The sequence below is a fragment of the Pannonibacter carbonis genome (assembly GCF_003012935.1).
Taxonomy (GTDB): domain Bacteria; phylum Pseudomonadota; class Alphaproteobacteria; order Rhizobiales; family Stappiaceae; genus Pannonibacter; species Pannonibacter carbonis.
Window position 1 is genome coordinate 206,291 of the sequence record NZ_PUDR01000001.1, and the last position, 20,161, is coordinate 226,451.

A 20,161-nucleotide genomic window follows, 5' to 3' on the forward strand; every position below is an offset into this window, starting at 1 on the left:
TCTCAGCTCCGCTTCAGCTTGGGATCGAGCGCATCACGCAGGCCGTCGCCCATCAGGTTGATGGCAAGTACCGTGATGAGGATGGCGAGGCCCGGGAAGGTGACGACCCACCAGGCGCGCAGGATGAACTCACGCGCTTCGGCCAGCATGGTGCCCCATTCCGGGGTCGGTGGCTGGGCACCCATGCCAAGGAAGCCAAGGGCGGCCGCATCAAGGATGGCGCTGGAGAAGGACAGGGTCGCCTGGACGATCAGCGGCGCCAGGCAGTTCGGCAGGATCGTCTTGAACATCAGGCGCATATGGCCGGCGCCGGCAACGCGGGCGGCCACTACATAATCGCGCGAGCGTTCAGATAGCACGGCCGCACGGGTCAGGCGAACGAAATGCGGCTGCAGCACGAGGGCAATTGCGATCATGGCATTCATCAGACCCGGCCCGAGGATTGCCACCAGCACCAGGGCGAGCAGTAGGGACGGAAACGCCAGGATGATGTCCATGATGCGCATGATGAAGGTATCAACCGCACCGCGCATGTAGCCCGCGACAAGGCCGAGAATGACACCGCCCGTCAGCGCGATGACGACCACAACACAGCCGATGAACAACGAGAACTGCGCGCCATAGATGAGACGGGACAGCATGTCGCGGCCAACGGCATCTGTGCCGAGCAGGAAGGCCCACTTGCCGCCTTCCTCCCAGACCGGCGGGACGAGGAAGCTGTCGCGATACTGCATGTCCGGCGCATGCGGGGCGATCAGCGGCGCGAAGACGGCAGCGAAGACCAGCAGAAGGAACACGGCCAGGCCGATGACGGCGCCGCGGTTCTGCGAGAAATAATACCAGAACTCGGTCAGCATCGCCCGGGTGGCGTTACGGCTTTCACGTTCCAGCTTTTCGGCGATGACGGAAGCATCCGCCTTGGGAGAGGTGCTCATGGGTTTTAGGTCCTTCCGCTCAGTTGTGGCGGATGCGCGGGTTTACGAGCCCGTACAGGATGTCCACGATCAGGTTGACCAGCATGATGATGCCGGCGATGAGCAGCAGGCCGCCCTGAACGACGAAGTAGTCGCGGCGGGAAATGCTGTCGACAAGCCACTTGCCGATGCCCGGCCAGGAGAAGATCGTCTCGGTCAGGATCGCGCCTGCCAGAAGCACACCGACCTGCAGGCCGATGGTGGTGATGACCGGGATCAGCGCATTGCGCAGGGCATGCAGGCCGATGATCCGGTGCGGCGGCAGGCCCTTGGCCCGGGCCGTGCGGACATAATCCTCACCAAGCACCTCAAGCATCGCGGAGCGGGTCTGACGTGCGATCACAGCGAGCGGGATGGTCGCCAGAACGATCGACGGCAAGATGAGATGCCGGACCGCCGACAGGAACGCCCCCTTCTCGCCCGACAGCAGACTGTCGATCAGCATGAAGCCCGTGACCTGCGGGAAGAAATACATCAGCGAGATACGGCCCGAAACCGGCGTCCACTGCAGGATGCCGGAGAACAAGATGATCAGCAGCAGGCCCCACCAGAAGATCGGCATGGAATAGCCGATCAGCGCCGTGCCCATGACCGTCTGGTCAATGAACGAACCGCGCTTCACGGCAGCAAGAATGCCGAGAGGAATGCCGATGGCGACCGCGATCAGGATGGCGCAGACGGCCAGTTCAACGGTCGCGGGAAAAAGCTGCAGGAATTCGTCCAGCACCGGCTTCTTTGAAGAGAAGGACGTGCCGAGGTCGCCCTGGAAGATCTTGCCCAGGTAGACGAGGTACTGCTCCCACCAGGGCAGGTCGAGGCCCATCTGGCGCATGAGTTCCGCCTTGCGTTCCGGAGCAATCCCGCGCTCGCCGGCGAGCAGCTCAAGCGGATCACCGGGCAGGAGCCGGATGAAACTGAAAGCGACCAGGGTCACACCGAGAAAGGTCGGGATCAGCAGGCCAAGACGACCGAGAAGAAAGCGAAACATGGCGATGTCCGGATTTGAGAGAACCGGCGCGCAGGGGGAAACTCCCGCTACGGCCGGTTCGCCAAAAGCGAAGGCACCGGCGGATTATCCGCCGGTGCCGCTGAATGCAAGGATTACTCGGCGATGTCGACGCCCTCGAAGGAGTGGCCGCCGAGCGGGTTCATGACGTAGCCCGAGACCTTCTTGGACATCGGCATGAACACGACGGAGTGAGCGATGGTTGCCCACGGAGCCTGGTCCTTGAACACGACCTGAGCCTGCTCGTACAGCTTGGTCCGCTCGGCCTTGTCGGTCACGACCTTGGCCTTCTGCACCAGAGCTTCGAACTCGTCGTTGCACCACTGGGCGCGGTTGGAACCGCCTACAGCGTCGCAGCCGAGCAGAACGGCGAGGAAGTTGTCCGGATCACCATTGTCACCGGTCCAGCCGAGGAGAACGGCACCGTCACGGTCCTTGGCGCTCGAACGCTTGAGGTACTCACCCCACTCGTAGGAAACGATCTCGACCTTGACGCCGACCTTCTCGAAGTCAGCCTGGATCAGTTCGGCCATGCGGCGGGCGTTCGGGTTGTACGGACGCTGCACCGGCATCGCCCAGACCTTCATGCTCAGGTCCTTCACGCCAGCTTCCTCAAGCATCTTCTTCGATGCTTCCGGATCGTAGGCGTCGTCCTTGATCTGGGTGTTGTAGGACCACATGGTCGGCGGGATCGGGTTGGTCGCGGCCTGGCCGGAGCCCTGGAACACGGCGTAGAGGATGGCGTCCTTGTTGATCGCCATGTTCAGCGCCTTGCGGACCTTCGGGTTGTCGAAGGGAGCCTGGGTGCTGTTGTAGGCGAGGTAACCGACGTTCAGACCCTGCTGTTCCATGATCTGCAGGTTCGGGTCGGTCTTGATGGCAGCGATATCGGCCGGGGCCGGATACGGCATGACATGGCACTCGCCGGCCTTCAGCTTCTGCAGACGAACGGCTGCGTCCGGCGTGATGGCAAAGACGAGGTTGTCGACCGGCTGCTTGCCACCCCAGTAGTCCTGGTTGGCCGCATAGCGGATCACGGCGTCCTTCTGGTAGCCAACGAAGGAGAACGGACCGGTACCGACCGGCTGCTGGTTCAGGTTGGCTTTGGTGCCGGCCTTGTCGAGCTGATCGGCATACTCAGCCGAGACGATGGACGCAAAGTCCATGGCAAGGTTCGCCAGCATCGGGGCTTCCTGGCGGGTCAGCACGAACTTGACCGTGTTGTCGTCAACCTTGACGATTTCCTTGATCAGGGTCGGCAGGGACATGCCGTCAAAATATTCCCAGCTTGCGCCTTCCGTGTAGGCGTTCCACGAATGGTCCTTCTTGCCCTGACGCTCGAAGGAGAAGATCACATCGTCGGCGTTGAAGTCACGGCTCGGGGTGAAGTAGTCGGTCTTGTGGAACTTCACGCCCTTGCGCAGGTTGAAGGTATATTCCAGCCCGTCGTCGGAAACGGTCCAGGATTCAGCCAGACCCGGGATGACTTCCGTGGTGCCCGGCTTGAATTCGACCAGACGGTTGTAGATGGCCTTGGACGACGCATCGAACGTGGTGCCCGAAGTGTAGAGCGCGGCGTCAAAGCCTTCCGGCGAGCCTTCCGAGCAATAGACCAGCGTCTTGGCCTGAGCGCCGGTCGCAGCAATCGCGATCAGGCTGGCCCCGAGAAGCGCGGCCTTCAGGGTGGTGCGGATAATCATAAAACTGTTCTCCCCTTGATGAGAAAAGCGGATCTCGCAACTTTGAGATTGTGCGAAAGTTTATCGATCCGCTTGCAGCGAAATAAGGACCGTTTTTGCGCCGAAAGCAACCGACAAAAGATTTCGATCTTCTGGCCTAAAACGAAATTTTTTAACTCGGTCATATTTACTGACCTATGAGCTTGGCAAGCGATGCTATTCTATGCATCACAAAAGCCTGACACACACTGTCGCACCGCAACATATCCCAAATCAAGCCACAAAATCGCCTTAATTTCAATATGTTGCGACCGTCCTTCCGCAGCAGCACCTGACAGTGTCACCACCGCCGTTTATCGCAGTGCAGCAAGCGACGAGCACAACGGACAAGTTACGCGTTAATACGTAAGAGATTAAAAGTTTTTCCCTGGAGGCGAAATCAGGGAAACTTTCTTCCGACAGCCCTTACTCCAGAAATCCTGTCATGAGGCCGCCCCGGGAGCCGACCCTGCATCCTTGGCGAGCGCATCAACCGGCTTCACCTCGCCCGGCCGCGCAGACTTCGTGGAATCAGACGCCACGTGATAGGTGACCTGCGGGAACGGAATATCGATGCCCTTCTCGTCGAACACCCGTTTGATATGCTCGTTATAGGCACGCCCGGTGGCCCACTGGGCGCCGGGGAACGTCTTGATCCGTGCCCGGATACTAACAGCGGAATCACCGAACGCGATGACCCCTTGCATCTCAAGATCCCCGATGATGCTTCCTCCCGCCGGCGACGCCTTCAGACGGTCGAATGCCTCCTTCAGCGCAGCCTTCGCGAGATCGATGTCAGTCGCATAGGAGACCCCGATCACCGCGACATGGTAGGAGAAATCTCGCATGAAGTTGGAGACCATGTCGACGCTGGAAAACGGGATGATATGCGTCGTGCCATTGATGTCACGGATCCGGACCGAGCGCACCGTCAGGCGCTCTACTGTGCCAGTGATCCCGGCAACGGTTATGACATCGCCTTCGTTGATGGCGTTTTCGATCTGGATGAAGGCGCCTGTGATGATGTCCTTCACCAGGGTCTGGGCACCGAAGGACACCGCAAGACCGAGCACGCCAGCACCGGCAATCAGCGGCCCGATGTCGAGGCCAAGCTCGGAAAGGGTCAACATCCCTGTCATGACGATGACCACGACGGTGAAGGCATTGCGGAACAACTGGAACAGCGTCCGTTCGCGTGCCGAGACAATCATGTCTCCGGCGGGACGAAGGCGCAGGTCGACCCAGGACATCACGGCGAGCCAGACGAGGCAGCCAAGCAGAACCACAAAACCCGCCGAGGCAAACCGGCCAACAATTTCCGTACCAGCCCCCGCCTTCAGCCAGTCTGCAAGATCAATGACGGACCAGATGTCGAGCAGGACGGCTGCCGTCACGATGAACAGAACCAGCCGCACGACCTTGAGCATATGAGGCACGACCGAATTGATCCGCCCCTCCAGCGCAGGAAGGGCTTCGGATATATGCTCGGGCATGCGAATGCCGCCGGCGATCTTGCGCGTCAGCAGCATCGAACTGACGCCCCCGGCGAGAAGGGTCACAATCGAGAAAAACGTGGCATTGACGACGACTTCCATGGCCTCCAGCGGCCGCGTAATCCAGATGCCAAGCACAACGAGCGTGTACAGGATCGCCAGAAACGCCCACACCCTGCCCAGAAGATGCATGACGCTTCGGCCAAGTTCGCCGTCGAGCGTTGTCGCATAGGACTGGATTGCCAGACGCACGGGGACCGCGTTGCGGACAACGAGCGATATGGCGATAGCGGCAGCCGCAAGAATGACGATCACCCGCAGGGCATTTCCGATCGCCAGTGACATGGTGATGTTCGCGATCGGCACGGCCAGTATTACGCCATAGACAAGCAGCGACAGAAGTGCGCCGATCCGGATTGCCCAGTAGCGCGACGTGGTCGTGGAAAATGGCACCAGCCGCAGGGACGGATAGTCCGGCGACAACAACAGGCGCAACAGGACCCGTGCAACACCGGCGGCAAGAAATGCCTCCAGGGCAAGAGATTCAAGCACTGTGATCTCACCGCCGAGTTGGCCCAGATGCATGATCCCGACCACCACGACAGCGACGACCACGCCCAGCAGGAGAGCAACCACATCTCCAAGGGCAAGCACCAGCAACAGACCAATGCGCCAGTACCAGCCCCGCGCACTGAAGTGCCTGACAAGCCACTCGGCGCCGAAACGTCCAACCAGCCGCAACAACCAATAGGTGCCTATTGCCGCGCCGAGCGCGACCGAAAGTTGGAGCGCACTCTCCTGAACCTTGTCCCATTTGACCTGGATCTGGCCCGTAAATAGCAGTTGCAGCCCTTTCAGTGACACGGAAATGCGTTTGAACACCGAGACGACATCGCCAAAGGCCTGCCGTGAAAAATCCCCGATCCGGCCGGACAGGATCTGCTCGGCCGCAGAGATCGGCCGGGTCACCTGCACTTGCGTCGCAGGCTGTGCCGCCTGTTCTCCAACGACACCGCTCTTGCCAAGGCCTTCGAGCAGACCGACGAGCGCCGCCCGACCGACCGGATCCTGCAGCACCTGGACCAGGGCGTCCCGCGCGGCCGCGATGTCCTTCTGTGTCTCTGGCGAGGCAGGGGCGGGCGATGCAGCGGCTGGCGAGGCATCGGATGATGCGCTGGCTGCCGTGCCGTTGGACGCAGCTGCTGGCGCGGCCTTGGCTGGTTCCACAGCCGCGGCAGGGCTGGCTTGCGCTGCCGGGGCAGTCGGCTGGGTCTGCGCAGAGGTCTGGGCAGAAGTTTGGGCCGAAGTTTGGGCAGAAGTCTGGGCCGGGCTTTGGGCATGTGCCATGCCAGAGGCCGCGAGCACAAGACAGGCAGCAGCACTTGCCAGCGACAGGAGCCGCTGGCGCATGCGGCGGGGGCGGATACCTGGACAGGAGGACGTCTTCGTAGTTTCCATCATGGGCATCAGATACCAAACGACGGAGCAAGTTGCACGACATCCGGCGCAAAAACATCATCGCAATCAGGGCATCCTGTAACGAAACCCTAACCGTAATGACGTTACGATCAGTCAAATATACGGATGGGGCCATGCTGAAGAAGCTTCTTGCGCTGGCGCAGGAGACATCACCGGACTCGCGCGCGGCGCTGATGCAGAAGACTGCCGAGGTCTTCCTGCAAGGCGTTGGGACACATACCCCCGCTGAACTCGCCCTGTTCAGCGACATCCTGCTGCATCTGGTCGACCAGACCGAAGAAAAGGCGCGCGCCCGGCTGTCACAGACCCTTGCCGGTTGCCCGCAGACCCCTTCCCCCCTCGCCCTGCGCCTCGCCGCCGATGTTCTCGCTGTGGCAAAGCCGATGCTGGAGCGCTCCAAGGCGCTGACGGCGACGGACATCGTTTCACTGGCGCGCAAGCTGGAGGACAGCCATCTGCAAGTGCTGGCCGGCCGGCGCGACCTGCCAAGCCGGGCGGCAGATGCGCTCGTCCGGCGCGGCAGCGGCAAGGTGATGCGGCGGGTGGCCAGCAACCGCAATGTCCGACTGTCGGAATGGGCAATGCGGAACCTCGCCGAAGGGGCCATCAACGATGCTGTCCTGCGCGAAGACCTCACCATGCGCTGCGACCTGACCCCGAAGATCTGCAGCTTCCTGATCCCGCATGTGAACCCGGTGACACGGGAAAGGCTGAAGGCAGTGGCCTCCGGACAGATCACGCCGGAGGAACTGGATGGCATCGCCCGGCGGCGGTCCCTCAGGCGGGCACTGGGCATCCGTCTCGACACTTTCGAGATCGGCAAGCTGTGGCAAATCGTCGAAAGCAATTTCGCGACGCTCGACGACATGCTCACGCTGCTGCTGGAAGACGACCGGCTGGGCCATGCAGCCGAGTTGATCGCGTTGGAAATCAAGGACAACCGGCAGAAGCTGAAAGACTCCGTGCTCTCCGGGGATACGGCCAAAATCATCTCCGCCGCGCGGCAGGCGCGGCTCGCGGAGCCAACCTTCGAGGCCCTCGCCCGGGCCCGATGCCGTTATTTGCGGATTCCGGAAAGCCAGGCCGCAGCCTTGTTGCGTCAGTACACGCAGCGCCAGGATGATCCCCTCGAAGTCAAACGCCGGTCGAGCGGGTTTGCAGCGCGGCGCGCGTCAGCCTGAAGAAAAGAGTTCCGCGCTGCCGATATAAAAAGGCCCGCGCGATGGCGCGGGCCCTGGACCCGGCGAACACCATCAGTGGGCGAACCGGGGCAGTCGGCGAACACGGGCAGTCGGCGACAAGGGGCAGGAAAGGCCGGGCGGGGACAGCCCGGCTTCGCTTCAGCGGGCGCGGGCCCGGCTGGCAACCTCATCCAGCAAGGCCTGTTCGGCCTGTTCCTGGGCCTCACGCTCGCGCTGGTGATCACGTTCCTCGAGTTGCTCGAACTTCTTCAGTTCCTCGATGGACTGGGTCAGCTCATCGCGGGCGCGCTCCAGCTGGTCATTCAGCTCCAGCGCCGAATTGCGCAGGTTGTCGCGCCGGGTTGCGGCGGCTTTGGCAAAGGTCGGATAGGCGAAATGCGCCACATCGGTGATGCCGACACGCTCTTGCTCGGAACGAATCTGATCATCCAGTTCGTCCGCCATGCGATGGAAGTCCGCAATCATGGACTCGATCTGCATCAGATGACGGCGCTTCTCGTCAACCTGGAAGCGCTTCAGGCGAATGAGGCTTTCTCGGGACTTCATGACTCAGTACTCCCCTTTGGCCACCTACATTAACCGGGACTCATTTCCAAAAGGTTGGCGAGCATCGCGTAGCCCTCATCAAGGCTCGTCGCCTCGCCCTTGCCTTGTGTCAGAAAGGCTTCCATCGGCTCATGCCGGCCAATGGCCTCGTCAACAAGAGCATCGGATCCGCGCCGATAGGCTCCCAGCCGGATCAGCTCTTCCATGTCGGTAAAGGTGGCCATCAGGGCCTTCGCCTTCCGCAGGATCGGCACATAGGCTTCCGGAACACAGCGCGGCATCGTCCGCGACACGGACTTTAGCACATTGATCGCCGGATAGCGCCCCCTCTCGGCAATCGCCCGCTCCATCACGACATGGCCGTCGAGAATGCCGCGAACGGCGTCGGCGACAGGCTCGTTGTGATTGTCGCCTTCGACGAGAACCGTGAAAAGGCCAGTGATGGAGCCGCTGCCGACCCGCCCGGGTCCGGCGCGCTCCAGCAGACGCGGCAACTCGGTAAAAACGGTCGGCGTATAGCCCTTCGACGTCGGCGGCTCGCCGATCGACAGGCCGATCTCGCGCTGCGCCATGGCAAAGCGTGTGATGGAATCCATCATGCACAGCACGCGCTTGCCCTCGTCGCGGAAATGCTCCGCGACGGTCATGGCGAGATAGGCCGCCTGGCGGCGCATCAACACGCTTTCGTCGGACGTGGCGACAACGACCACCGAACGGGCGAGGCCCTCCTCGCCCAGATCGTCCTCGATGAATTCCTGTACCTCTCGGCCACGCTCGCCGATGAGGCCGATCACCGAGACGTCGCAGTCGGTGTTGCGAGCGAGCATCGACATCAGCACGGACTTGCCGACGCCGGAGCCGGCGAAGATACCCATGCGCTGCCCCTCACAGCAGGTGACGAAGGTGTTAAGCGCCCTGACGCCCAGGTCCAGTGGCCCGCCTACGCGAGCCCGGTCGGCAGCCGGAGGCGGTGCAGAGCGCAACCGGCGCGCAAGTTCCCCGCCCGGCAAGGCACCCTTGCCGTCGATCGGCTCGCCCATCGCGTTAATAACTCGGCCAAGCCAACCCGTTGCAGGATGCACGACGCTGTCACGCGCCGCGATCACTGCCCGGCACCCCATGCGCACCCCCTCCAGACCGGAGAACGGCATGCACAGCGCATGCCCCGACCGGAACCCCACGACTTCGGCAAAGACTGGCTGGATTCCCTCGCCAATATCGATCGCAAGGCGCGCGCCGACGCTCATTTCATGGATCGGTCCGGCGATCTCCACCAGGAGGCCCTGGACAGCGACGACCCGCCCCCAGATTTCCGTGGCCATAAGCGATTCGATCTCGGCAAAGAGCGATTTCAGGGCTGCATCTCCTCGGAAACAGGCTGTCGGTAACCGAACGTTTACGTCTCTGCTTAATGTTAATGAACGAAGCGTTGAGAGGCGAGAGCCATTTCAGGGCGGAGCGGGACTGTGTGAAATGAGTCTGTAAGGAATCGGCTAGCTCGATTTCTTCATGTGAAACGTTAAGTAGGTTTGAGGTCAGAATTTTCTTGATTCTCAATTCCTTGGCGGGTTCTTCACAGATTCGTTCTCATAAGGCTTGCTGCTACGAATCAGAATTTGTTAACCATTGACCATTAGCTTTGAGTCGGGGTTAACAGCAGTCCTTCGTAGCAGGCACCGACAGAGCCGTTGCGACTTGCCCAGGATAGGCAGCACAAGGGGATTGGCATGCGTGTATTGTTGATTGAGGACGACAGCGCCACGGCGCAGAGCATTGAGTTGATGCTCAAGTCCGAAAACTTCAACGTCTACACGACAGATCTTGGCGAGGAAGGCATCGACCTCGGCAAGCTGTACGATTATGACATCATTATGCTTGACCTGAATCTCCCGGACATGTCCGGTTACGAGGTTCTGCGCACACTGCGTGTGTCCAAGGTCAAGACACCGATCCTGATCCTGTCCGGTCTTGCCGGCATCGAGGACAAGGTGCGCGGTCTCGGCTTCGGCGCCGACGACTATATGACCAAGCCGTTCCACAAGGACGAGCTGGTTGCCCGAATTCACGCCATCGTGCGCCGCTCGAAGGGCCACGCCCAGTCGGTCATCGTCACCGGCGACCTGCGCGTCAACCTCGACACCAAGACCGTTGAAGTGTCTGGCCAGCGCGTGCACCTGACCGGCAAGGAGTACCAAATGCTGGAACTCCTCTCACTGCGCAAGGGCACGACCCTGACCAAGGAAATGTTCCTGAACCATCTCTATGGCGGGATGGACGAGCCGGAACTGAAGATCATCGACGTGTTCATCTGCAAGCTGCGCAAGAAGCTGGCGGCTGCAACGCACGGCAAGAACTACATCGAGACCGTCTGGGGCCGCGGCTACGTGCTGCGCGAGCCGGACATGGAAGTAGCGGCCTGATCCCGCTCGCCTGCCCGTCTCAAAGCTTCGCTTCATTGAAAAGGCCTCGCCGGTAACCCCGGCGAGGCCTTTCGTCATTTCACGCCAGTGACCGTCACAGGTTCAACTGATAGGTCGCCGGGACGTAGCGGAAGCCCGAACCAGCCGCCTCGACAAAGCCGAGGGCCGGCGCTGGCATGTGATAGCCGATGAACGGGATCCGATCGGTCGCCAGCATGCCCAGCACCTTGCGACGGGTCGCAGCCGCAGCAGCCTTGTCCATGTCGAACCGGACTTCCCAGTCCGGATAGGCCAGCGACCAGACATAGTGGTTGGTCATGTCAGCGGTGATCAGGAGCTGCTGCCCGGCGGATTCGAGCATATAGACCATGTGCCCCGGCGTATGACCAACAGCCGCCATACCGGTGATGCCGGAGACGACGCTGCCGCCCTCCCCGATGAAGGACATCTTCTCGGCAAAGGGCGTGATGTTGGTCGTCATCAGCTTGGCAACGCCGTTGCTGGCGGGATCCTGCTTGGACCAGAAGTCGAACTCTCCCTGGCCCGTGACATAACGGGCATTCGGGAAGGCCGGAGCGCCAGCTTCGATCATGCCGCCGATATGGTCCGGGTGCATGTGGGTCAGGACGACGATATCGACCTGCTCCGGTGTATATCCGGCGGCGAGGATTGCCGCACGCAGGTTGCCGCGCCCCGGACGCCCACCCTCACCGACACCCGTATCGAACAGCACCAGCTCATTGCCGGTGTTGACGAGGGTCGGCGTGAAGGAGTTCCGGAACTTGTCGACAGGCAGGAAACTGGCCTGCGACACCGCATTGAACTCCTCGGCCGGGACATTCATGCCGAAGGTCTTCTGCGGCTCTTCACTGACGGCGGCCCCGTCCAGAAGCGTCGTCACCTCGAAATCACCGAGCCGATACCGGCTGATGACAGGAAGGACACCGGACTGCTGTGGTGCGGCTGCATGTGCCATACCCGGAGCAAGGGTCACGCCCGAGATTCCGGCGAGCCCAAGCCCGGCGGCCCCGGCCAACAAGCCACGCCGGGAAATGGAAATGGTCTGGTCCGTCATTTTGCCTCCTTCGGGCACATGGCCCACCTGTTCATGACGCAGTCTCCGGCTGGTCGCCGGATCGGTTTCCCTACGCCTGCGGGAACAGCGAGGATTGCATCAGAACCGGAGGTCGGCCGCATCTGACGGCTTTGTGATCACTGCGTGAGCGAGAAAGCAAAAGGGCCAGTCACTGGACCGGCCCTCAATCAGGTTCTGGATCGCACGGCTCACTTCAGTCCGAAACTGCTTGCCATGGCAAGACGCGGAGCGGCGGTCGCGCTGGCAGCCTGCTTCAGCTGATAGAGGCCACGCTGGCCGGGAACAGGTTGGAAGGCATCGGTCAGGCCGACAACGGTCTCGGCCGCCCCCAGAACCAGGAAGCCATCTTCCGGCATCATCTTGGCGATGCGCTGGAGGATGTCGATCTTGGTCTGCTGGTCGAAATAGATCAGCACGTTGCGGCAGAATACGATGTCGAACTCGCCGAGGTGGCTGAAATTCTCCAGCAGGTTCAGCTTGCGCCATTCGATCATGGCCCGCAGGTCAGGATTGATCTGCCAGAGATCCCCCTGCTGGGCGAAGTACTTCAGCAGCATCTGGATCGGCAGGCCGCGCTGGACCTCGAACTGGCTGTAGATGCCAGCCTTCGCCTTTTCCAGAACCTCGGATGACAGGTCAGTCCCAAGAATGCGGAAACGCCAGCCGGCGACCTTGTGCGCGGCTTCCTTCAGGCAGATGCCGATCGAGTATGGTTCCTGCCCGGTCGAGGCAGCAGCGCACCAGATCTTCACGCTGCGCGAGCTGGCGCGCTTTTCCAGCATCGCCGGCAGCATGATGTTGTTGAAGTGTTCGAACGGTGTCTTGTCGCGAAAGAAGAACGACTCATTCGTCGTCATTGCCTCGACAACAGCATTCGACAAGACAGCGTTGCCGCCGCGCTGCATGGCCTGCACGAGGCCCGACAGGGTGTCGATGCCATTCTTGCGGGCCACCGGAACCAGGCGGCTTTCCACGAGATACTGCTTGTCGTCGGACAGCATCAGGCCCGAGCGTTCCTTGAGGAACCGCTTGAGAAAATCATACTCAGTCGGGGTCATCGGGCACTCCCCTTCAACACACGAACAATCTTGGGACCGATGTCCGTCAGCGGCAGCACGTCGCTGCAAAGACCGGTGTTTGCGGCGGCACCCGGCATGCCCCAGACGACGCTCGAGGCCTCGTCCTGGGCGATGATGCTGCCACCACCGGCCGAGATCGTCTTGACGCCATTGGCGCCATCCGAGCCCATGCCGGTCAGGACCACGGCGAGCGTGGCAGAGCCATAAGCCTTGGCGACGCTGTCGAACAGCGGATCGACAGCCGGCTTGCAGAAATTGACCGGTGCGTCGTCGGTCAGGCGGACCTTGACCGCACCGGCATCCTTTTCAAGGATCATGTGCTTGCCACCTGGCGCCACATAGATGTGACCCGGCTGCAGCACGTCTCCGGTCTCGGCTTCCTTCGACGGGCGCATGGCGGCCTTGCCGATATGCTCGGCAAGAATGGCTGTGAACGTCGGCGGCATATGCTGGGTGATGACGACCGGGATGTCGGTCACAGTCGAGCCGATGTCCTTCATCAGCTGCTGCAAGGCCTGCGGCCCGCCGGTCGACGATCCGATTGCAAGAATGCGCGGCCGCGCGGAGGAATAAGGTTTGAGCTGGAAGCCGGGCTTGGCAGCTTCTGCCCGGGCACCAGGCATCATCGGACGGTTGGCAAGCGCGCCGACCGGAGCCTGGGATGCCGATTTGCCGGCATTGGTCTCGGCCCGCATGGTCTTGCCACGGCCGGACAGGCGGCGCGCACGTTCCCCGAGGATCTTGACCTTGTCGATCAGTTCGCGGCGGAAATCGACCGAAGTCGTGATTTCCGACGTGGACTCCGGCTTCGGGACATAATCAGCCGCGCCGAGGGTCAGGGCTTTCAGCGAGATATCAGCGTTGCGACGCGTCAGCGTGGAGGCCATGACGACAACAAGGTCACGCTTCTTGGCCAGCATCAGCGGCAAGGCGGTCATGCCGTCCATCTCCGGCATCTCGATGTCGAGAACGACGACATCCGGATTGCTGCGCAGGATGTCATCCACCGCCAGCTTGCCGTTGCGATGTGAAGCGACGACGGCGAGCGCCGGATCAGCGTCGAGCCACCGGCTCAAAAGGCCACGGATGACGACGGCGTCGTCAACGACCATGACACGGATGGGGTCCGTATTCGGAGATGACCCGGTACTCGGGTTCATTTGTGCAAAGGCCATGTGGCGCACCCATTCAGGAGAGATCAGATGAGGCCGACTTCCTGGAATTTCGCTTCCACGATCTCCCGATCAAACGGCTTCATGATGTATTCATTGGCCCCGGCGCGGATCGCCCGGGCGATGTGGGCCACATCGTTCTCCGTGGTGCAGAAGACCACGATCGGCTTCTCGCCACCGGGTTCCCGGCGCAGGCTGGTCAGGAACTCAAGACCATCCATCACCGGCATGTTCCAGTCGAGCAGGATGGCATCCGGCATGGCCTTGCGGCATGCATCGAGTGCCTGCTGACCGTCCTCGGCTTCCGTGATCTGGAACTGAAGATCCTCGAGGATCCGGCGGGCGACCTTGCGGATGACGCTGGAATCATCCACCACGAGACACTGTTTCATCTGTTTCATCTCCACATTGCCGGAGCCGCGGACGGCGATGGCGTCAGGCGGCCATCGCGTCGGTCATCATGGCACCGAGCAGGCGCTCCACGTCGAGAATGACCATCAGCTGGCCATCCAGCCGATGCACGCCGGCCGAAATTTCGGCCCAGCGCTTGTCAAGGTTCTGCGGGTTCGGCTCCGCCGTCTTGCCGGACAGGGTCAGGACCTCGCCAACCGTATCGATCACAAGCCCGTAGGATTCATGCTTGTACTCGATGCCGACGGCCATCATCTGGCCGTCCTGGCGCGGCGGCAGGTGCAGGCGGCGGCGCATGTTGATCGCCGTCACGATACGCCCGCGCAGGTTCAGCACTCCTGCGACTTCCGGGGCCGACAACGGCACCCGGGTCACGCTTTCCGGCACGAACACGTCATGCACCTGGGAAATCGGCAGACCGAACAGCTGGCCACCGATCACAACGGTGACGTACTGGATCATGTCGGTGCCCGAGGCGACGCTATGGTCCATGACACTCATGCGGCAACTCCCATTTCACCCGAGAACACATCCTTGAGAGCAGCGATCAGACCCGGACGGTCGAACTTCGCCACATAGTCGTCGAAACCTGCCTGGCGACCACGCTCGATCGAGGCCGGCGTGACCATGGCCGAGAGGGCCAGGACCGGCATCTTGCGGAAGCGCGGATCGCGGCGCAGGGCTTCGCAGAACTCGAAGCCGTTGACACGCGGCATCTCGATGTCGCTGACCACGGCCTGGAACTCGACGCCGCTTTCGAGCACTTCGAAGGCTTCGTCCGGACCATCGCAGGTGGTGACGTCATAGCCGGCTGCTTTCAGCACCGGCGTCAGCATGTTGCGGAAGAAGGCCGAGTCATCGACGAAGAGGATCTTCTTCGTCAGCGAGCGGATATCCATCTCCTTGCGCATGAACCAGTCCTCGAAGGCCTGCGGCAGGTAGTAGCCAAGGTCGAGGATTTCAGTTGCGCGTTCCTTGATGACTGCCGAACCGAGGATGCCCGGACGCTCGGAGCCAACCTCGATGTGCAGGCGCTCCTCGACAATGTCGACGATCTCGTCGACCACAAGGCCCATGGAGCGGCCGCTGTCGGAGAACACCAGCATCGGCTGGGTGCCTTCGAGCTTGTGATGGTCCCCTTCGTTGACATAGACCAGCGGCATCAGCGAACCGCGGTACTGGACCAGATCGCGGCCGTTGGAGCGTTCGATCTTGGAGACCTCGAACTCTTCCAGACGCGTGACCAGGGACAGCGGCACGGCCTTCGGCTCCGGCGCACCGGCGCGGAACAGCAGCAGCGAGATCGGCTTCTGGCCTTCGCCGGCAACGCGGCGGTTCTCATCGGCTTCCTCGTTCTGCTCGGCAACGGCACTGGAGGCCTGGCTTGCCATCGCGGAGGCGATGCCGTTCGGATCGATGATCATGATCACCGAGCCGTCACCCAGAATGGTGTTGCCGGAGAACATGTTGAGGTTGCGCAGCATCGAGGACATCGGCTTGACGACGATTTCCTCGGTGTGGAAGACGCCATCGACGACAACGCCGAAGGTCTGGCTGCCAACCTGCATGACAACGATGAAGCCATTGTCGTCGTTGATCGCCTTCTCGGCGTCCTCGCCTTCATAAGTACCCAGAAGCTGGGACAGATGCAGCAGCGGCAGCAGCTTGTTGCGCAGGCGCAGGACCGGCGTGTTCTTGATCCGCTCGATGCGATGTTCGGAGTTGGTCTGGACGCGCACCAGTTCCACCACCGACAGCTGCGGGATCGCAAACCGGTCACCCCCGGCCTCGACGATCAGCGTCGAGACGATGGCAAGGGTCAGCGGGATCTTGATGATGAAGCTGGAGCCCTTGCCCGGCGTCGAACGCAGGTCAACGGTACCGCCGATCAGCTCGATGTTGTTGCGCACAACGTCCATGCCGACGCCGCGGCCGGAAACGCTGGTGACAGCGGCGGCCGTGGAGAAGCCAGCCGCGAAGATGTAGCGGTGGATCTGCGCATCGGTCATCTTGTCGACTTCAGCTTCAGTCGCGAGCCCGCGCTCGATGACCTTGGCCTTGATCTTCTCGACGTCGAGACCCTTGCCGTCGTCCTTCACCTCGATGATGATATGGCCACCTTCATGGTAGGCTGCCAAGGTGATGAAGCCTTTTTCCGGCTTGCCGGCTGCACGGCGCACGGCCGGCATTTCGAGGCCGTGGTCGGCCGAATTGCGGACCATGTGGGTCAGCGGGTCCTTGATCATTTCAAGGACCTGGCGGTCGAGTTCGGTCTCGGCGCCAATCATTTCCAGTTCGATCGGCTTGCCGAGTTCCTGGCTGAGGTCGCGGACGATGCGCGGCAGCTTCTGCCAGGCGTTGCCAATCGGCTGCATGCGGGTCTTCATGACGCCTTCCTGCAGCTCGGCCGTCACGTTGGACAGACGCTGCAGCGGCACCTTGAATTCGCTGTCTTCATGACGGCGCACGATTTCCAGGAGCTGGTTGCGGGTCAGCACCAGCTCGGAGACCATGGTCATCAGGTGTTCGAGGGTCTCGACGGCGACGCGGATCGACTGGTTGGAGACACCACCACCGGCGGCGGCCTTCTTGTCGGCCTTGTCGTCGTGATCGTCATCCTTCGGCGCGGCGGCTGCGCGTGGCGCGGCCTTCTGGGCCTTCGGAGCCGGAGCTTCCACAACGGCCTCAACCGGCTCTGCAACCTCGACCTCGATTTCCGTTTCCCGGAACGCACGTTCCAGTTCGTCGAGGGAAACCTCGCCGGGGCGCAGGGCGCGCTCAAGCGACTGGTCGGGAACCTGGATGGCCGGTTCGGCTACGACCGGTGCTGGTGCCGCCGCCTTCACGGGAGCTGCCGCCGGCTTCTCAGCGCTCATCGACATGCGTTCCAGTTCGGAAATCAGGTCGCTGTCATCGCCCTGCGGTTCCTCGCCCTCGGCAGCTTCCAGATCAGCCAGGATCTCCTTGATCCGGTCGATGGAATTGAGGATCAGCGAAACCGCTTCCGGGGTCACCGGTACGCCGTCGCGGAACTTGCCCATCAGGGTTTCGGCAGCGTGCGCGATCCCTTCGAGGCGGGGCAGACCGAGGAAGCCGCACGTCCCTTTGATGGTGTGCACCAGTCGGAAGATGTTATCCAGAATGGTGGCGTTGTTCGGCTCCTGCTCGAACTTGACGAGCTCAACGTCTACAACATCGAGACTTTCGCTGGTCTCGGTCAGAAATTCTCTGAGGAGGTCGTCCATAGCCTGCACTCACCCGACGTTTACTGGTTCCGCGCCCCGAAGGACGGCTGGACCGGGATGTCCATGAGTGGAGGTTGGCCTTAAACAGTTAAGATAGGTTGAAACAAACAGGTCGCCATGAACCTGTTTTTGTCATGACTGACGTGCGGTAAGCCTGACGAGGTCCTCGTCTTTCACAAGGTCAATCGTCATCCCGCACTCGCGTGCAAGCAAAAGTGTGTAAATAGGCTGAACAGAATGCGCATCGACACGTTCGGGTTCTTCACCGCCCAACGTGGCCTGCATCCCGAGAGGAATCCTCGGGTTTACGCCCTTTGCGGTCAGTTCAAAGTTCGGTTTGGACGGCTCGCCGGTCATGCGAATGACGATTTCGCCGCCGCGCGGAACACACTGGTTGGCAATCAAGAGCAAGTTTAGCAAAAGCTTAACCAGGTTCTTCGGCATCAGGTGCCGGTCGACCTGCCAGTTGAGATTGGACTTCTCATTCTCCATCAGCGCTGTCGCAACCGACTGGGCATCCCCCAGATCGATCTCCGCGCCGGCGGATCCGGCAGCACCGAAAGCAAGACGGGCAAACTGCAGCTTGGCAGACGCCTGACGCGCGCTCTTGCGGATGAGGTCCATGGCGAATTCGCGCATGTCTCCGGCATTGTCATCGTCGAGCACTTCGAGCCCGTTGATGATGGCGCCAACCGGCGAGATGATGTCATGGCAGATCCGGCTGGAGACCAGCGCCGCAAGGTCGAGCGAGGTGAGGTCTTTGAGTTCGGACATGCGGGTCAGTCTCCAGGTCTGCGAAAGCCGTAGGGTGATTCGCTGCTGCTGTGCAGAGGGTTACACAGCCCTGCGCGCCCTGCCAAGCGCAAGGCCCTAATTGCGCGGCAGACAGCCAGTCTTCGCGGCATTTGCCTGTGCATCGGCAATCGCGGTTTCCCGTTCGACGAGGAACAGGAAACGATTGACGACAGTGTGGAAGAAGTAGAGCCGGTCTTCAATCACCACGAAGATCGACGGGTTACCGGCCGTCGCATAGCCCTCCGCCAGCGCATAGGCACCGCATCCGGCAAACTGCGGTGCATAGACCTCCGGCGCGCGCTCAAAGGCCGCTTTGTTGCCCTCGTTCAGAAACAGCCACCGCGCGCCACGCCAGGAGTATTCCAGCCTCGGCTGCCCCATACGCGGTCGCCTGTCGACAAAAAAGGCAACAGGATCATATCCGCCGATGGCATAGCCTGTAACCGGGTCCGCGAGGAAATAGGCTGGACGGGCGTCGGCGATGCTGGGAAGGCCCCACGCCGCAGCGATAACGGTCGCCAGAAACCAAACGGTAGCACGCAACCGGACACCGCAGTGCCCGCGATTACGGAGCGCCGGCCACAGGTTGGTCAGAATTCGTCTACACTCTGGCATTGATTCGGGTCTGAATTTCCAAAGAGCCATCACGACTCGCAGCAAAGTGAACATAGCATGCCGGAACGGACCGGGCCGGAACAAGTCACGCAAGGCCGCAGCAAGGTAGCCATGCGTTGTTCAGCCCCGGCCAGGCAAAAGGCCCCGCAACCGTCTGCACGCACCCGGCACAGGGCGTACAGATGTCCTGGCTCTGGTCCGGCGCACGCCGAAGCAGAGCCACCAGTAGGAGACTTGCAAGGATGCGCCACCCGACCACACGTGACACTGCCAAAGTGGCGAAAATCAATGGCACCGGAACCACCAGCACCGTGAAGGACCGCCAGACACGGCCGTTCTGGCCGCTCGCAGCCATCGTTTATGTGCTGTGCCTGGCATTCGGGTTCCAGGCGGCCATGGCGCAGTCGACAACTCCGGGCAACACCAACTACAGCCAGGAGGAAATTGTCGACGCCGGTCACCGCTTCTTCGGCTCCGTCTCCGGCGGCCTTGCCTCCGTCATCGAGAATGCCTTCAAGAGCTACGGCCAGCCGAACGGTTACATTCTTGGCGAAGAAGGGTCGGGCGCCCTGATCGCAGGCGCGCGATATGGCGAAGGAGACCTCTTCACCCGGAACGCGGGCAACCACAAGGTATTCTGGCAAGGCCCGTCAATCGGCTGGGATTTCGGCGGCGACGGTGCCCGCGTGATGATGCTGATATACAATCTGCCGAACGTCGAAGCCATGTACCAGCGCTACGCTGGCGTGAATGGTTCGGCTTATCTCATCGGCGGCTTTGGCATGACGGTGTTAAACAACAACAATACCCTTGTCGTCCCGGTAAAGGCCGGGGTCGGCGCACGCCTTGGGCTGAATATCGGCTATCTGAAGTTTACCCAGCAACCGACCTGGAACCCGTTCTGATAGAA

The 20,161-nt window shown here is 61.4% G+C and carries 17 protein-coding genes; 3 read left to right on the forward strand and 14 right to left on the reverse strand.

Going from position 1 to position 20,161, the window contains the following annotated elements:
- Nucleotides 1-2: 2 nt before the first annotated feature.
- The 4 genes from C8348_RS00950 to C8348_RS00965 all read right to left on the reverse strand — a co-directional run bounded on the left by C8348_RS00950 (nt 3) and on the right by C8348_RS00965 (nt 6,652).
- Nucleotides 3-857 (reverse strand): ABC transporter permease subunit, encoded by an 855-nt coding sequence (locus C8348_RS00950; RefSeq protein ID WP_244293919.1) that lies wholly within the window; start codon nt 855-857, stop codon nt 3-5.
- 97 nt (nt 858-954) lie between these two features.
- Nucleotides 955-1,962: an ABC transporter permease subunit gene (locus tag C8348_RS00955; protein ID WP_106751393.1), complete on the reverse strand. Its 1,008-nt coding sequence runs from the start codon at nt 1,960-1,962 to the stop codon at nt 955-957.
- A 113-nt stretch (nt 1,963-2,075) separates the two neighbouring features.
- On the reverse strand, nt 2,076-3,680 hold the full coding sequence (locus C8348_RS00960) for an ABC transporter substrate-binding protein (RefSeq protein ID WP_106751394.1): 1,605 nt from the start codon (nt 3,678-3,680) through the stop codon (nt 2,076-2,078).
- A gap of 461 nt (nt 3,681-4,141) precedes the next feature.
- Nucleotides 4,142-6,652 carry a mechanosensitive ion channel domain-containing protein gene (locus C8348_RS00965; protein WP_157950342.1) on the reverse strand — a complete coding sequence of 837 codons (2,511 nt, stop codon included), beginning with the start codon at nt 6,650-6,652 and terminating at the stop codon, nt 4,142-4,144.
- Nucleotides 6,653-6,783: 131 nt separating this feature from the next.
- Between C8348_RS00965 and C8348_RS00970 the strand changes: the two genes are divergently transcribed.
- Entirely contained in the window at nt 6,784-7,851 is a 1,068-nt protein-coding gene (locus C8348_RS00970; protein ID WP_157950344.1) for a DUF2336 domain-containing protein, read from the forward strand.
- A gap of 159 nt (nt 7,852-8,010) precedes the next feature.
- Here C8348_RS00970 and fliJ read toward each other — a convergent pair whose 3' ends face one another.
- Together fliJ and fliI are read right to left on the reverse strand one after the other, a co-directional pair.
- The gene (gene fliJ / locus C8348_RS00975) at nt 8,011-8,418 is read right to left on the reverse strand and encodes a flagellar export protein FliJ (RefSeq protein WP_106751397.1); all 408 of its coding nucleotides are present in this window, start codon (nt 8,416-8,418) and stop codon (nt 8,011-8,013) included.
- A gap of 29 nt (nt 8,419-8,447) precedes the next feature.
- Nucleotides 8,448-9,773, reverse strand: coding sequence for a flagellar protein export ATPase FliI (fliI, locus tag C8348_RS00980; protein ID WP_106751398.1), 1,326 nt, complete (start codon nt 9,771-9,773; stop codon nt 8,448-8,450).
- 372 nt (nt 9,774-10,145) lie between these two features.
- On the opposite strand from fliI, the gene ctrA reads away from it, so the two are divergent.
- Nucleotides 10,146-10,838 carry a response regulator transcription factor CtrA gene (gene ctrA / locus C8348_RS00985; protein ID WP_106751399.1) on the forward strand — a complete coding sequence of 231 codons (693 nt, stop codon included), beginning with the start codon at nt 10,146-10,148 and terminating at the stop codon, nt 10,836-10,838.
- A 94-nt stretch (nt 10,839-10,932) separates the two neighbouring features.
- On the opposite strand, the gene C8348_RS00990 is transcribed toward ctrA, so the two are convergent.
- The 8 genes from C8348_RS00990 to C8348_RS01025 form a co-directional block, all read right to left on the reverse strand.
- Nucleotides 10,933-11,913 carry an MBL fold metallo-hydrolase gene (locus tag C8348_RS00990; RefSeq protein ID WP_106751400.1) on the reverse strand — a complete coding sequence of 327 codons (981 nt, stop codon included), beginning with the start codon at nt 11,911-11,913 and terminating at the stop codon, nt 10,933-10,935.
- 209 nt (nt 11,914-12,122) lie between these two features.
- Complete coding sequence (locus tag C8348_RS00995) at nt 12,123-12,992, reverse strand: CheR family methyltransferase (protein WP_106751401.1); 870 nt, start codon at nt 12,990-12,992, stop codon at nt 12,123-12,125.
- Nucleotides 12,989-14,188 (reverse strand): protein-glutamate methylesterase/protein-glutamine glutaminase, encoded by a 1,200-nt coding sequence (locus tag C8348_RS01000; protein ID WP_106751402.1) that lies wholly within the window; start codon nt 14,186-14,188, stop codon nt 12,989-12,991. Before C8348_RS01000 ends, C8348_RS00995 begins: the two co-directional genes overlap by 4 nt.
- Nucleotides 14,189-14,211: 23 nt before the next feature.
- Nucleotides 14,212-14,577, reverse strand: coding sequence for a response regulator (locus C8348_RS01005; RefSeq protein WP_106751403.1), 366 nt, complete (start codon nt 14,575-14,577; stop codon nt 14,212-14,214).
- Nucleotides 14,578-14,620: 43 nt separating this feature from the next.
- Nucleotides 14,621-15,097, reverse strand: a complete 477-nt coding sequence (locus C8348_RS01010; protein WP_106751404.1) for a chemotaxis protein CheW — start codon at nt 15,095-15,097, stop codon at nt 14,621-14,623.
- Complete coding sequence (locus tag C8348_RS01015) at nt 15,094-17,841, reverse strand: hybrid sensor histidine kinase/response regulator (protein WP_106751405.1); 2,748 nt, start codon at nt 17,839-17,841, stop codon at nt 15,094-15,096. Before C8348_RS01015 ends, C8348_RS01010 begins: the two co-directional genes overlap by 4 nt.
- Before the next feature lie 132 nt (nt 17,842-17,973).
- Nucleotides 17,974-18,615: a histidine phosphotransferase ChpT gene (gene chpT / locus C8348_RS01020; RefSeq protein WP_106751406.1), complete on the reverse strand. Its 642-nt coding sequence runs from the start codon at nt 18,613-18,615 to the stop codon at nt 17,974-17,976.
- 96 nt (nt 18,616-18,711) lie between these two features.
- Nucleotides 18,712-19,179 (reverse strand): YHS domain-containing (seleno)protein, encoded by a 468-nt coding sequence (locus C8348_RS01025; RefSeq protein ID WP_208983434.1) that lies wholly within the window; start codon nt 19,177-19,179, stop codon nt 18,712-18,714.
- A 467-nt stretch (nt 19,180-19,646) separates the two neighbouring features.
- Between C8348_RS01025 and C8348_RS01030 the strand changes: the two genes are divergently transcribed.
- Nucleotides 19,647-20,156: a DUF1134 domain-containing protein gene (locus C8348_RS01030; RefSeq protein WP_106751646.1), complete on the forward strand. Its 510-nt coding sequence runs from the start codon at nt 19,647-19,649 to the stop codon at nt 20,154-20,156.
- The last annotated feature ends 5 nt before the right edge of the window (nt 20,157-20,161 follow it).